This window comes from Paenibacillus lignilyticus (genome assembly GCF_017942085.1).
In the GTDB taxonomy this organism is placed as follows: Bacteria; Bacillota; Bacilli; order Paenibacillales; family Paenibacillaceae; genus Paenibacillus_Z; species Paenibacillus_Z lignilyticus.
Genome location: NZ_JAGKSP010000007.1, coordinates 201,149 through 216,358, shown reverse-complemented (window position 1 = coordinate 216,358; position 15,210 = coordinate 201,149). Strand labels below are relative to the sequence as shown.

Here is a 15,210-nt window from a genome sequence, read left to right as displayed (position 1 = left end):
TATCCATTAACCTCTTCCCGCGCAGCAAAGCAAACAAGCCGGCACCCTGCAGGCGCCGGCTTGTTCCATCACTCTAATCCACCAAAAAGCTTACCAATTGTTCCCCGAACCCGTTGCCGTAAAGCTCGGCGAATCATTCTTGAACTTCCCGGACGGAGCGACATTGACCGTATTAGTGTTGAACGCTGCCGATCCATTCGCGGAGCCTCTTATATAGACCCCATAAGTGCCCGAATTGTTGATCGTATTCGCCGTGTAATTCACGACCGCGCCCCCGCTTGGTTCTTCGATAAATACGCCGGAATACGTGCTGCTGTCGATCACATTGCTGCTCACATTGACGGTCAAGCCTTGGGCCAGACCGTTATTATTGACCCAATACCCCCAGATTGCTCCGATTTGGTAGCCGTAATCATGGTGGTACGAGCCGCTCCGCACAAGCTTGTTATTCGTAATCGTAAGCGTACCCGTGAACGCCGTAGGGCTATGATTGGTGCCGAACTGGATGCCCGAGCCGTTATCGACCGTATCCAGGATGAGATTATTGCTTACCGTATTATTTTCGCCTCCGTAAATGCCGATGCCGTTCGCGAGGTTCGGGATCTGTACCGTGTTATACCGGAATGTGCTGCCCTCTACCGTTCCCGTACCGCCATTCAACGACTTCGACCACATGGCCATCCCGTCATCACCATTGTTACGGAAGTTGCTTTGCTCCACAATTGTATTCAGCGTGCCACCGTTAATGTTGATTCCATCCGCCCAAGTATCCCGTACTCTTAGTTTGGAAACCAGCGCATTCGCCGTTCCTTCGTTCAACCACAGGCCAACCTTCGTGTGCTCCATCCAAATATTCATAATCGTGGAATTGAGTGCGTTTCCTTCAATGCCGGCAATACCCGTCGCGTTCGAGCGATAAGTCTCCTCAGCCTTGATCATGAAATCGGAGAGCGTTACATTCCCGCCCTGCAAAAGAATGCCGGCATAAGCGCCCTGCAGCGTCGAGCGCCACATACCTGCCCCCTTAACGGACACTCCGCTCGGCAGTTTGATTTTAGTCGTGCCTCTTGTTCCGGTTTTGAAGTCGAAGGTGCCCTCAGGGATCCATACGCCTTTAATGGATGTGCCATTCACTGCCGCAATAGCCGAGGTCATAGCTACCGTGTCATCTACGCCGTCATTGGCCGTTGCCCCATAGTTCGTGATCGACACATAATCCGATGGCTTGGCAATCGCCGCAGGAACGGCTTCTGTTTCGATGAAATCGATCAGTACATAGCTGTTTCCCGAAGGATTGGAATCATTGGCATCCCACTGGAGCTTGATCTTCGTACCTGCCGCATATTGCTGACCTAGAAGGACACGGCTTTCGTCAAAATAGCGATGGTGATTGATGCCCGGCGTATTCGACCATTGCATCTCCGCGCCGTCAGAGCCATATTGTCCATATTGGTGGGCGTATCGGTTGGTCAACGAAATATCCGCTGCATGGACAGTGCCCGCATAGAGGCTGATATTTTGGGAAATATCTGCACCCGTTGCGCTATCCGGCATGGAGTAACGGACTACTATTCCCTGTGCAGGGTTGCTCAGCGTTAATTCAACGGATTGGCCTTGTGCCAGGCGTACTGCTTTTCTGCCTGATGCTTCCGATTCCGCAGTCGTCCATGTCGTGCTTGGACCGGTTACGGATCCGCCGACGATTGTTAAGTCCTCTGCTTCATAGCTGTCATAAGGTACGGTTGCGCCATAGTTCTGGACGACTCCGATGGTGAGACTTTTGCTGTAGCTGTTGTTGTTCTCATCTAACTCACTGATCAGCGATGTCTCGTCTACAACAGCGTTTACCGTATGAATGCCGTTGACGGCTGTCCATGATCCGGAATTCTGCGTGAGCGTTACGGAAGCGCCCGCTGCGATGGATGTGGTGTAGTTGATGACGGAGCTTACTTTGGTACCGTTTACATAAAAGGATACGTTGCTCGCCGTCCCGGCAGCCGTAGCAGCCGTTCCCTGATTCTTCACTACTGCACTGAAGGTAACGGCATTCCCTGCCGCAGGTGCCGCAGGCGACCATGTAACATCTGTTACGACGAGGTCAGGCTTGCTTGGTACGCTCACTAAGATGCTTTCATCGAGCGTGTTATTATTATCATTTGATTCCGTAATCCGATTAATATCATCCACAAAAGCTCTTACGGTCTGCGTGCCGGCCACAGCCGTCCAAGTAGCCTTGGTGTTAGGGCCTCCCGTAGCTGTTACCGTGACAGAGCTGCCCGCCGGTATGGATGAGGTGTAGTTGTCGCTCCAATTGACGGACGTACCGTTAATGGAGAATACGACGCCATGAATGGTACCTGCCGGAGTTGCCGCTGTTCCTTGGTTCTTAATGATCGCGCTGAAGGTCACTTCATTGCCTGTCTGAGGGGATGCCGGTGACCAGGCAATATCGGTGACGACGAGATCCGCTGTTCCGGCTCCCGCACCCATAGTAATACTTTTGTCAAACGTGTTGTTCGACTCATTGGATTCCGCAATTCGGTTCACATCATCGATAAAAGCACGCACCGTATGCGTACCGGATGCCGCAGTCCACGAAGATTTAGCGTTCGGGCCTCCGGTTGCCGTTACCGTCACGGACGCACCGGCAGCTAAGGAAGAGGTGTAATTATCGCTCCAGTTCACGGAGGTCCCATCTACGGTAAACAGCACGCCGTGTATGGTACCTGCCGATGTCGCTGCAGTTCCTTGGTTTTTGATGACAGCACTGAAGGTAACTTCATTGCCTGTCTGAGGGGATGCCGGCGTCCATGTAATATCGGTTACGACCAGGTCAGGCGTTCCCGAGCCGGACAACGATATGCTTTGGCTCCAAGTATTGTTGCTTTCATTGGATTCCGCAATTCGGTTTACATCATCCACATAGGCGCTCACCGTATGCCTACCGGAAGTTGCGGTCCATGAGGCTTTCGCGCTCGGACCTCCTGTAGCCGTTACCGTTACGGATGCACCCGCCGGAATGGAAGAAGTGTAATTGTCGCTCCAGCTTACGGACGTTCCGTCTATCGCGAATAACACGCCATGGACAACGCCTGCCGGGCTCGGATCAGCACCTTGATTCTTAATCGTCGCGCTGAAGGAGATCTCATTGCCTGTGACAGGGTTTGCGGGCGTCCATGTAATGCCCGTTACAACCAAGTCAGGTCCACCGGCGGCTTTCGCCATGTGGGGGAAGATGACCAATTGGGAAAAGATGAGTGCCACGATCATTACATATACGGCAAGTTTACTTCTACTACGCATTAACAGACCTCCTCATTGTTATCCATCCAAGCCGCGGAACATCTACAATTATGTAACTCTGTACCTTAGCCATCATGCTAGCTTTGCTGGCTGGCCCCACCTCCTTAACGATTGCTTCAATAGATGATCCACTCGCCCCCTCATTAAGCAAAGAGAAGGCGAGTGGAATCCAGTGATGAGATGATGCCTCTAGTTCTGGAATGCCAATGCTTTCAACAGATTCGTCAGCATCATCGCCGCTTCCGCCCGCGTTGCCTGCTGCTTCGGTCCGATGCTGCCATCTGCATGGCCTTGAACAAGCTTCAGCGCGACCGCTTCTTTAATCGATGGAAGCGACCAATTAGCGATTTGATCGGCATCCTTGAACGTTACGTTCTGTTCCCTAATAGTCGAATCCTTGGCATGGCCGGCAGCACGGTACGCCCGCATCAGCATAACCATCATTTCCTCCCTGGAGATCAAGTCTTTCGGGCGGAAGCTGCCATCTGTATAGCCGCTAATGATGCCTGCCTTCACTGCGGCGCCGACTGCTCCGTTGTACCAAGCCTCTGACGATACGTCTTTGAATCGGTTAGTTGCAGCAGCCGGAAGTCCCAGCGCCTCGGCTATCATTTTGGTAAACTCAGCACGAGTTACGGCTTGATTCGGCCGGAAAGTCGCGCCGTCCGATCCGGATACGATCCGCTTCGATGCCAGAGCCTGAATGGCTGATGCTGCCCAATGCCCTTGTAGGTCCTTGAAAGAAACGGGCTGGTCGATGACAGCATACAGGCTGTTCGTCACGCTCCGGATGGTCGCTTCTACCGTACCGTCTGCCAGTTTAGTGAAATGCGTCGGAACATGGCGCCACTGCTTGGCGGCTTCGTCATAGACGACACCGGTTGCCGTATCGAACGAAATATCGCCGCTTACCGGGATCACTCTCGTAAAATACACGCCGCCAAGATCATGCAGCTCTGCAGCTGCTGATCCTTTAACCTCCAAGGATAAGCGGAACTCATAGATGCTGCTGCGCAGTTCGATTCCCGTCGAACCTTCAGAAAGGCTGCCCTCTTCTCCGGGTGCTACCTGCCGGATAATGATCCGCAGCTCTGCGTTTGAGTCCGCTGGGAGCAGCGCGGCAATCTTGCTAAGCGTCAGCACATAGGACGCTCCGGCGTGATTGATGACAATGACGGTGTCCCCTGCTCCCTCTGCGCCTTCACGCAGAGTCGCAGCCGGCAGCACGACCTCAGCTGCAGGCTCCTTCGATCCCGTCGCAATGACCAGTTCTTTGGCCTCGCTTCCGCTCTGCAGCTCAAGCAATCTGCGTTTCAGTTCAGCCTGATCCACTTTGAATACCGGTACTCCTTGCGCAGTCTCGCTCTCATCAATCCATGCATGATCTGCTCCGCCTGCCGGTAGAGAAGGCAATACTGACGCGGTTGTGAAGGATGCCGTAAGCGGAAGCGCCGTCCAATTGCCGGACGAGTCCCGTGCATCGACTCGGACCGCGTACGCTGTACCTGAAGCCAACTCCGTTAGCTTCAGTTGAAGCACATCCGCAGATACAATCCGATACTTCCCGCCCCAAGTAACCCGGTATGCCGAGACGGCGCCGTTATCCTGTGCAGAAGGCCATTCAACCGTCCAAGCGGCGTCGGTTTCTGCCGTCAGCTTCAGCTTGCTGCCTTCCTTCCACGCCGGAGCTGTCTTATCTACTACCTCCAGAGTGAACGCTCTGGCCATCATGTCCTTCGTGACGGTCATCGTTGTTCTTCCGGCTTGTTTGGCAGTTACCAGACCGGCCTCATCCACGGATGCGATCTCGGAATCCGAGATCGACCAGCTTACACCATCCGTAACCGGAAGCTGATCCACGATAACAGCAGCTGGCCGGCTCGTTCCTGCTTCCAGTCGATACGATGCAATGGAAGTGGAAACGCCGCCTAGCAGTACCTCAAAAGGCTTCGCGTCGAAGCTAAACCCGGCATCCTTAGTCCGGAATTCAAAGCCTTGCGCCCCGTCCATAAATTCACCGACACGGACACCTCTGACGACGGTATTCCCGAACGTAGCCATGCCGCTAATATTACCCGCAGCATGGATGCCCCAAGTTCCGGCTCCGTCCACCACGTTATGCTCAAGCACGATACCTGCCGTTGCTTTCTCGCCGAGCAGCGATATGCCTTGGTAGGTGCTGTCTTGGATGAGATTGTTCCGAATCGCAATCTGCCCCGTCATCTCCCTGCTGTCGGTAAACAGGAACAATCCGCCGAAGTCTGCCGGCCAATTGTGCTCCCGTCCTCCGGTGCGAAGCAGCGTGTTGCGTTCCACAATCGTCTCGCCTTCAAAGGCTTGCGGGTTATGGCGCGTACTCACGCTTATGCCCGCCCCGAAGGCTACCGTATCCGAAACCAGATTGTCGGATACCCGAATATCTTGGCCGCCGTAAACGGCAATATTGTTGGAGAGCCATGGCAGTTCCGCCGTGTTGAAGCGGAACGTATTGCCTACGGACTGTTCGCCGTTTGCCCATATTGCAAGGGCATCATCCCCTGTATTGCGCAATTGGCTTTGTTCGACCATGGCATGTTTCGTCCCTGTACTGAAGTTGATGCCGTCCGCAAAGGTGTTGCGGATTTGTACGCCGGCAATGTACAGTCCGTCCGTAGCCAGCGACGTGCCGTCAGCCAGCTCTTGGCGCGTGACCCAAATTCCGGCCTTCGTATGATCGATGCGCACCTGCTGGATGGTCGACCCTGCGCCAAAGGTGCCGTCGAAGCCGGACTCTTTTTCTTCATCCCGCCTTGCGGTAACTTCGCCGTCAATCGCCAAATCAAACACTTGAATGTGATTGCCTTTCCCCATAAACCCGCCGCCTGCCAGCACCGTATGCCATTTGCCTGCACCGCGAATCGTAATATCCGACAGCTCGATTGGCCCGCCGTCTACGCGGAAGGTCCCTTCCGGAAGCCAGACTCCTTGGGCGCCTTGCTGCTTAGCCGCCGCAATCGCACGCCGAATCGCTTCCGTATCATCCTGATCGTCAGCCGGAACAGCACCATATTCGGTAATGGACAGGAAACCTGCAGGCATCTCATAGGGAGCATCTGCCCAATCGGTCTCAATCAAATCGACAAGGATGTAATCCGCCTCGCTGCCCGCTTCTTTGCGAAGCTCAAGCGTGGCTCCTGCCGGAAGATCGCTTAGCTCAAAGCTGCTTTCATCGAAGAAGCGATGGGCATCGCCATCCTCCGGACGGTTCGTCCATGGATAGGAACCGTATACCCATGCGTACTTAGAGGTCAATACGCGATCAGACTGCTTCTCGCCGTTGATATACAGGCCAACCTTCGACTCCGTGCCGACTCCATCTGCCGAATCCGGGATCGAATAGCGGACGGTTACTCGGTTAGCTGGATGGTTCAGCGTGAATGTCACTCGATCTCCCGTCTCACGGAGGCGTACCGCTTGCCTGCCCGATGCCTCGGAAACCGCTGCATGATAGGTCCGATCCGGTCCGAGAATTTCACCATTCGTATTCGCGTGCTCTGCTTCCAATTGATCATAGGTTACGCTTGCTCCCCTATATGCAGGAGACACCGCGTTTTTCAAAGTCAGTCGATCCAAGAAAACGGAGCCCGTATCCCCGGTTCCATACTCGATCGTTACCGTATTCAAGCCTCTGCGAAGCTTCAGCTTCAGGTTAAGCGCCTTCCAATCATCCCAAGACGATCCCGCGCCAAAATTCAAACTGTCCGCTTTCAACCCATTCACCTTAGCTGTCAATCGCTGACCGGACGCAGCGCCATTCGCATAACGCAGCACCACGTCATAATCGCCGGCTTGATCTGCGAAAACGGAGAATACCGCAGCAGCACCAACGCTTTGGAAGCCTTCAATAAATCCTGTACCCGTGTAGCCTTTCGCCTCTATCGAGGCTGCCACGCCGCCGGTTACAAAGGCTTGCTCCGCCTCATAGTCTACGTCCATCTTCACCGGCACGAGCGCAAATCTCTGCCCTGCAGCAGGCGAATCGGCCTGCCCCTCTGCTAAATCAACCCCGCCGCCTGAAACCCGGAGCAGCATTCCCGCTTCATCCACGCTCTCCAGCACGGTTATGCCGTTCCGTTCCGTCATTTGCCACTGCATGGCAGCCTCCGAAGCCCTGTCGACTCCTATCGACGGCTGCATGACAAGCTTGCCATATTGAGCGGCCAAATACGCCCCTGACGCCAGATTGCGGATCAGCTTGTAGCCGTTCTCGTCCTGCAGCAGCCAATCCATATTCGTCGCGCCGGCGTCCGAAGCCGCCGTTCCCGGAACGCCGTTCACATCGGCAACGGCTTTACCGCCTGCTTCATTCACAAGCTTGAAATAACCGGCATCCGTCCGTCCCGTCCAGACGGAGTCGGAGGCGCTGCCGACGTCCGGAATATGACCTTCCTCCGGTGCGGTCTCCAAAACCCATTGCAGCGCAGGCGATTCTATCGAACGGAGTCCCAGCTGCACGAATCCCATCCGGTCCTGCACATGGGCATATTCCAGCGGACGCTCCACGCTGCGCAGCAGCAGGTTCGAATTGCCCTGCGCCGTTTCCACCGCCCATTGATCGGAAGCGGTACTGACGGCTGCCGGTTTGCCTTGGAGATACGGGAGCTTAGCATCCATGACTACGGCATGACCGGTTGCTCGGTTGATCAGTTGATAATGTCCTTCCGTCTGCCCTAGCTGGCTGAAGGACCAATGAGAACGGGCATCGTCTGCATTCGCAGTTCCGCAGAGAACAACGCCATGCTCGTTTTCCAGCATATATAAGCCGGTGTCCGCATTCTTCAGGCGAGTAAATCCATCCGGCAGCACCGTCTCCTGAGATGCCGGCGCATCCTCCGCTACCCACTGCGCGCTTCCCCAGAACTCGGGAATATTGCTGGATTGGGCGTAACCCAAGTTGTCTTCCACATGAATCACTTGATCCGTCTGATAGCCGTTCCTGAACACATACACGCCGGAGGCAGGCTCCGTTACCGTCCACTTGGCACTGGTCCAGCTCTCCTCCACGTCCGAGCTGCGCAGCGGATTCTTGTGAGGTTCCGCCCCTTCCTGCATGCCCTCTGCATTCATGACATGACCCGTGGCCCGGTTCTTGATTCGCATGAATCCGTTGCCTGCATCCACCAGCTGCCAGTGGGACAGCGCGTTGTCCGCTTCTGCATCACGGGCCATGACTTGACCGTTCGCTTCGACCAAATACGAGCCTCTGTAGCTGTTTTTCAATCGAATATAATGAGGAATATCTTGATCGCGCACCGGAATGAACGACCATTTCGGACTGCCCCATTCCGCGGGAATGGGTCCATACTGCACAAAACCAAGTTTCTTCTCCACATGGAGATACCGACCTTCCACCGAAGAGCTGCGAATCAGCTTGTTGCCTTCCGTATTCAAGTTGTCGATAATCAGCTGCTCCGGTGGCGCGCTCTCATCTGCCGCCACGACCTTGACCGCCATTTTGTCGGAAGTCACGCCGGATAGACTGATATAATGGCCGGTCTCCCGATTTTGCAGCCGCTGTACCCCGTCTTCCTTCACAACCAACCAATGCGAAGCGCGGTCGCCGATCAGCGCGTTGCCGTATTTGAGCTCTCCGTTGTCTTCCACCATATACAAGCCGAGCCAGTCGTTCTTGATGCGGACATAGGCCGGACCCGATTCTCCCGGATCTGGATTCGGATTGTACGCTTCCTTCACGGTTACCGTTTCGATTGCCCACTGCGGGGTTCCCCAATCAGGCGGGATAACGCCTCCTTGGGCATACCCTGTGTTGTCTTGAACATGAATATAGCGATTCGCATCGACCGCGGATTGGATGACATAGAAACCGGCATTAACGGCATTTAATATCTTCCACTGCACATACGCCGGATTGTCACCGGCGTCCAGCAGCTCGACCGGGCTCGCCCAATCGGTCCAATGCTCTACCGACATGAATTGGCCGGTTGCTCGGTTCTTGATCCTCACTTGCTCGCCGTCTTGTTCGATCGCCCAATGCGAAGCCGGGTCTGCCGGATCAGGGTTGCCATAGCCGACTTTGCCGTCTTTGGCCATTAAGTACTTATCCGGGTCTGCCGGATTCGGTTTATAGTAATTCTTGAACCGGACATAGTCGGTTACCGGCGTCAGCTTCCACTGAGCGGACCCCCACTCCGGCGGGATGGAGCTGGACTGGGCATAGCCGGTCTTATTCTCCATATGTAGATAATTCGCTGCATTCACCTTGCTTTGGATGTTCACGAACCCATTTGAAACCGCATTCATAATATTCCATTCCAAAACGGATGAATCTGCGCTTGAAGCCGATAATTGGACCGGACTTCCGTAATTCTCCCAGTTCTCCACCGACATATAGGTGCCGGTCTCGCGATTCTTAATCCGAACGGTCTGTACATCCTCCGCCGAGGAGATCGTCTCCAGTTGCCAATGTGACGCTTGATCCGTCTCTTCGGGTGTACCGTAGGCAACCTTCCCATCTTCCGAGGCCAACAGCAGCTTCCCCGTGTAATTGTTCTGTATCGTTACGAATGGGGTCAGGCTTCCTTCCGCTAATTCGGCAGCCTCCGCAGTCTGAGCTCCCCCGCCGGGAAAAACAGGGAAGTAAGTGCCCAGCACAAACAGGACCATAACGAGCATCGATAAACGGCGCATCTGGCTTTTCCGCATAAATAGATTCCACCTTGATCAAATTTTGGGCTTCCTAATGCTCGGAGCCCGGGCAGCCCCGGACTCCGTTCCTCTTAATGCGTATAAATCAGGTATTCCCATGGGGCTAGCTCAATCGGCTGCTCAGCTTGAACATCCGCTGCTGCCCCGGATGGAAACGCCTGATAGCTTCCTGCGGCTCCCCCCGTTTGGATCGTACTCTTCACGGGTTCGCCCGACAAATTCATCACGACGATAACCGTGTTGCTGTCTTTCGTTCTCTCGAAAGCTAGGATATCGCCGTTGTCGCCGGCCGCTAAGGTGTGATAAGCACCGCCTGATGCGCCGTTCCACAGCGCCGGATTGTCATGCTTCAACCGAATAAGGTCCGTGTACAACGCCGACATCGCTAAATCATCCCACTCAATCTCATCCTTCTCGAAGAACTGAAGCCGTTTGTTCAAGCCTGCTTCCTGCCCCGCGTAGATCAAAGGCATACCCGGCATCAAGAAGCTGAGAGCCGCCATCGGTTCCACCGCATCCTTCAGCCGTTCATATTCCGTCCCTGTCCAGGAGTTCTCGTCATGATTGGACGTGAAGTTCAGCGGGTAGGTGCCCCCGGGATACGTCTTCGCAAGCCGCTCCCCGTACTTCTTGACTTGCTCCGCATTGCCAAGTCCTTTGGCGATCCGATTCATCATGTTGTACAGCTGCCAGCCGTAATTGGCATTGAACGCATGCTTCAACAGTCCAAGCTGTTGATCATCCTCCGCCAGCATGAAGACCGGCTTGATCTGCTCCAGTTCCGCTCGCGCTTTCTCCCAGAAGGCCGTTGGCACGCCGCCTGCATAATCGCAGCGATAGCCGTCAATGTCGAACTCCTTGACCCAATATTTAAGGGCATCAATCATCGCCGCCTGCATATCCGCATTGTCATAATTCAGGTCGGCAACATCCGTCCAATTCGTGCCGGCAGGCTGCACGATATCGCCATTCTCATCCGTCGTATACCAGCCCGGATTAGCTAGCCAAGGATTGTCCCAGCCCGTATGATTGGCCACCCAATCCAGCATGACCTTGAAGCCCATCAAGTGGGCTTTGTTCACCAATGCCCGGAAATCCGCCTCCGTCCCGAACTCCGGATTGACCGCTTTATAATCATCAACCGCATAGTAAGACCCAAGCGTTCCGTTCCGGTTCTTCTTGGAGATCGGGTGAATCGGCATGAGCCATAAAATATCCACGCCAAGCTCCTTGAGCCGCGGCAGATGGGCTTCGAATGCCTTGAATGTCCCTTCTTTCGTGTATTGCCTGATATTGACCTCGTACATGACGGCCTTCTCCGACCAGTCCGGTACCGCCGTTCCAAGGCTCTTCTGCACCTGATTCTGCTTCTGTTCAGACACCGCGTTCGCCGCCGGTTTATCCGCTTCGCGATTCGAGCTGCTGCAGGCGGAAACCAGGCATGCCAAGCTGAACAGACAGACCGCCAGAGGCAGAGCAACAAAGCGTTTCATGACTCACCATCCGTTCTCGTATTAACCTTTTACCGAGCCAAGGGTGATCCCTTTGACGAAATACTTTTGCAAGAAGGGGTAAATGACGAGCAGCGGCAGCATGGAAATGAAAATTTTGGCCGCATTGAGCGTCTGGTTGGATAGCTCCGACATCCGTTTGACCGATTCCTCATCCATCTTGGTCGGATCGATTACCACCGCGACCTGCCTGATGTAGGACTGCAGCGGATAATGAACGGATTTATTCATCAGCACGAGCGCTTGGAAGAACTCGTTCCAGTGGTACACGATCGTAAATACAAGCACCGTTGCAAGTACCGGCATAGCAAGCGGCAAGAAGATGCTGAACAGGATCCGCCACGGCCCCGCTCCGTCCATCAATGCCGATTCTTCCACTTCCTTCGGCATATTCCGGAAATAGTTCATGACGAGTATGACGTTAAATACCGGCAAGCCCCCGCCAAGCACCAAGCCCCAGATGCTGTTGATCATGCCTAGCGATTTCATCGTCAGATACCATGGCACCAAGCCGCCATTGAAGAGCATGGCGAAGACCAGCAGCCACATGATCACGTTTCTGGCCTTAAATTCCTTCCCGCTCTTCGAGAGCGGATAAGCCATTAAGAGAACGACGATGAAGGAAATGGCAGATCCGTAGAGGACGCGCTGCACGGAAATAAAGAACGATTTGAAAAATTGCCCATCCTGCATGATCGTCTCATAAGAACCAAACGTGAAGCCTTTCGGCCACAAGAACACCTGCCCTGCCGACGCCGCAGCTTTATCGCTTAATGAAATGGATAAGGTATACCAGACCGGCAACAAGCACAAGAGCATAGTCGCCAAGAGGAGTATGATATTCAATCCGTTGAAAAGTCTGGAAACCGCTGAACGTTCGGTAATCATCATGCTTTCATCCTTTACCTTAGAAAATTCGGTAGTTGGCAAACCGGTAAGCCAAGCTGTACGAAACCGCGATCAAGACGAATCCGACAACCGATTTCAATAGCCCTACCGCCGTTGCTAAGCCATACTGCATATCAATGAGTCCTGCCCGGTACACCCAAGTATCGATAATGTCGCCGGTGGAATAGACCGTTGGATTATATAAGTTGAAGATTTGATCGAATCCTGCGTTGAGAATGTTGCCCATGCTTAACGTTGCGAGAAGCACGGCAACCGGTATGATGCTCGGGAGCGTAATGCGGGTCAATCGTTTCCACTGAGACGCGCCGTCAATCGCGGCAGCCTCATACATCTCAGGATTAATCGACGTTAAAGCGGCGAAGAAAATGATGGCATTGAAGCCGAATTCCTTCCACACATCGCTTCCGACGATGAGTACCGGGAAAATCTGCGCATCGGCAAAGAACAGCCCCTTCTCCAGTCCGAAACCGGCTAAAACCTGATTCACGGGACCGGAGTAAGAGAAAATGTCCAGCATCATGCCCGCAACGATAACCCAGGATAGAAAATGCGGCAAATACACGACCGTCTGAACCGTACGGGTAAACACTCTATTCTTTACTTCATTAAGCATCAGCGCAAAGGCCAGCGGAACAACGAGATTTCCGACCATCTTGGCTAACGCAATGAAGATCGTATTCCGGAAAATAATCTTGCTGTCATCAAGTTCAAACATATATTGAAAATTTTCTAAACCGATCCAAGGCGACTTCAGAATGCCAACGCCCGGATTAAAATCTTTAAAGGCCGTCATGATGCCGTACATAGGAAACAGATTATAGAAGAACAACCAAACCAGTCCGGGCAGCAGCATGAGATAATAATGTTTCGCGAATCCTTTGTTGATCTTCATCCTTGATTTCCCCTTATTAGGAAGTCAAGACGAGTAGCGAGTACCCGTCTTGACCAGTTTTAAACTATTTAAGCTCGTTAACTTCTTCCGTGATTTTGTCGCCGCCTTGATCCTTCCATTTCGTCACGAACGTATCGAAGGCATCCAATTCTTCGCTGCCCATGATGATTTTGAGGAACGTTTCGTCTTCCATTTTCTTCAGGTTCGTCCATCTCGATTCCATTGTTTTCGTTTGAGCCGTCGCAATGCTTCGTACCCAATTGATATCGGCATCGACGAATGTGGAACCGCCGTTCAGATGGGCATAGATATGCGTGAAGAATCCGGGATCCGCCGCTTGGTCGAACGTTTCGATATCATAGCTGTCGAATGGCTCTTTCTTAATCGCGTCTACATGCTTCGCCATTTCGTAAGCCCAGCCGTAGTTGACTTGATCGAAATCTTCAATCTTCATTTCGCCCTTCAGATGTTTGCGCAGGGAGTTTACCGCATACTCAAGCTGGTCGCCGGCACCGAGAATCAGGAACAACGGCACCTCTTGCGAAGTCATTTGCTTGCCTGCCGTCAGCTTGTTGAATTCCTCGTCCTTGCCCCATTTATGAATCGAAGTCATCTTCACGATCGCTTCCGGGTGTTTCGCATTTTTGCTAACTACGATATAGCTGCTTCCCGTAGCTTGGTTGGAGTTGAATTTGCCTGCTGCGTCAAGCGGCGCCGCATACGGTCTCCAGTTTGCTTTCGGATCGTTCTTAATATTATCCGGGATGTTGTTATAGGCAGACCACCAAGGTCCGAAGAATATGCCCGTTTGTCCGGCTGCAACCACTTCGGCCGTGCTTTTGCGAACGCCCAGTTCCTTGTCCAGAATACCTTTCGCGTACCAGTCCTTCATCATCGCCAGCGCTTGCTTCGTCTCCGGTGTAGTGGAGCCGTATACCGCATTGCCGTCCTTGTCTTTCACCCAAATGCCCGGGTAAGCATCGTTAGCGAAGAATAAGGAAGAGAAGTTATACCAGTGATCCGTGGAGTTCAGGAATGTGGAGTACAGCGTGCCGCCTTGCTGCGTACCTACGATACCCACCGTTTTGTCGCCGCCCATCTTGTTATCGATGAACGCTTTAGCGATGTTCTCCAGATCCTGCAGCGATTTAGGCGGCTGCAGTCCCAGCTTGTCGAGCCAATCTTTGCGAATCCAAGTCAATGGCGCAGAAGGAAGCGTCGTTTCCGGAAGGGCATACAGCTTTCCGTCGAAAGTTACGCCATCCAGCAGACCCGGGTTGGAATCGTAAACCGCCTTCAATTCCGGACTTGCGTATTTGTCATATACTTCGTTCAAATCTGCCAGCTGACCCGCTTTGACCATTTGTCTCAGCTGCGTCTCGTTGACGACCATCGCATCCGGCAGGTCATTACTGGAGATCGCCAGACTCACCTTCTGCTGGTAATCGGGACCTTGTGCCGCTTCCCATGCATGCTTGACTACAATGTTGAATTTATCCTTCAACCAACGCGTGTACACATTGTCTTCTGCCGTATCGGTACCGTCAAACTTGTAATTCGGATCAATCCCTCTGCCGATGGATACCTCGGTAGGTTCCGCGAACTTCGCGAATGGATCGATCGCTTCATCGGCTGCCGTGTTGGTTGCTGCATTATTGCTTGCTTGCGTGTTGCTTGCGTTTGCCGTTTCCTTGCTGTTCCCTGCTTCGTTATTGCTCGCCGCACCATTGTTGCCATCGTTGTTGCTGCCGCAAGCGGCCAGACTCGCCGTCACCAGCAGCACAGCCATGGTCGATAATATACCCTTTCTCATATTGCTCCCCCTCGTGGATATTTCGTTATGTGTTTCTGACAAATTCAATATAGCATGGCTCTTTGCAGTCCCGAGTT

General features: G+C 53.4%; 6 protein-coding genes. All 6 read right to left on the bottom strand.

Annotation, left to right across the window (positions count from 1 at the left end; genetic code table 11):
- Window positions 1-90 precede the first annotated feature (90 nt).
- Complete coding sequence (locus I8J30_RS18580) at window positions 91-3,303, bottom strand: CARDB domain-containing protein (protein ID WP_210660573.1); 3,213 nt, start codon at window positions 3,301-3,303, stop codon at window positions 91-93.
- 189 nt (window positions 3,304-3,492) lie between these two features.
- Complete coding sequence (locus I8J30_RS18575; RefSeq protein ID WP_210660571.1) at window positions 3,493-10,005, bottom strand: S-layer homology domain-containing protein; 6,513 nt, start codon at window positions 10,003-10,005, stop codon at window positions 3,493-3,495.
- Between the two features lie 74 nt (window positions 10,006-10,079).
- On the bottom strand, window positions 10,080-11,501 hold the full coding sequence (locus tag I8J30_RS18570) for an alpha-amylase family glycosyl hydrolase (RefSeq protein ID WP_210660569.1): 1,422 nt from the start codon (window positions 11,499-11,501) through the stop codon (window positions 10,080-10,082).
- Between the two features lie 21 nt (window positions 11,502-11,522).
- A complete protein-coding gene (locus I8J30_RS18565) occupies window positions 11,523-12,407 on the bottom strand; it encodes a carbohydrate ABC transporter permease (protein WP_210660747.1) in 885 nt (294 codons plus the stop codon).
- 19 nt (window positions 12,408-12,426) lie between these two features.
- Complete coding sequence (locus I8J30_RS18560) at window positions 12,427-13,320, bottom strand: ABC transporter permease (RefSeq protein WP_210660567.1); 894 nt, start codon at window positions 13,318-13,320, stop codon at window positions 12,427-12,429.
- A 64-nt stretch (window positions 13,321-13,384) separates the two neighbouring features.
- Window positions 13,385-15,133, bottom strand: a complete 1,749-nt coding sequence (locus I8J30_RS18555) for an extracellular solute-binding protein (protein WP_210660565.1) — start codon at window positions 15,131-15,133, stop codon at window positions 13,385-13,387.
- Between the last annotated feature and the right edge of the window lie 77 nt (window positions 15,134-15,210).

What these genes read in the sequence shown, in the direction of transcription:
- I8J30_RS18565 (WP_210660747.1), bottom strand. Translation starts at nt 12,407, where the DNA reads ATGATTACCGAACGTTCAGCGGTTTCCAGACTTTTCAACGGATTGAAT.
- I8J30_RS18555 (WP_210660565.1), bottom strand. Translation starts at nt 15,133, where the DNA reads ATGAGAAAGGGTATATTATCGACCATGGCTGTGCTGCTGGTGACGGCG.
- I8J30_RS18560 (WP_210660567.1), bottom strand. Translation starts at nt 13,320, where the DNA reads ATGAAGATCAACAAAGGATTCGCGAAACATTATTATCTCATGCTGCTG.
- I8J30_RS18580 (WP_210660573.1), bottom strand. Translation starts at nt 3,303, where the DNA reads ATGCGTAGTAGAAGTAAACTTGCCGTATATGTAATGATCGTGGCACTC.
- I8J30_RS18575 (WP_210660571.1), bottom strand. Translation starts at nt 10,005, where the DNA reads ATGCGGAAAAGCCAGATGCGCCGTTTATCGATGCTCGTTATGGTCCTG.
- I8J30_RS18570 (WP_210660569.1), bottom strand. Translation starts at nt 11,501, where the DNA reads ATGAAACGCTTTGTTGCTCTGCCTCTGGCGGTCTGTCTGTTCAGCTTG.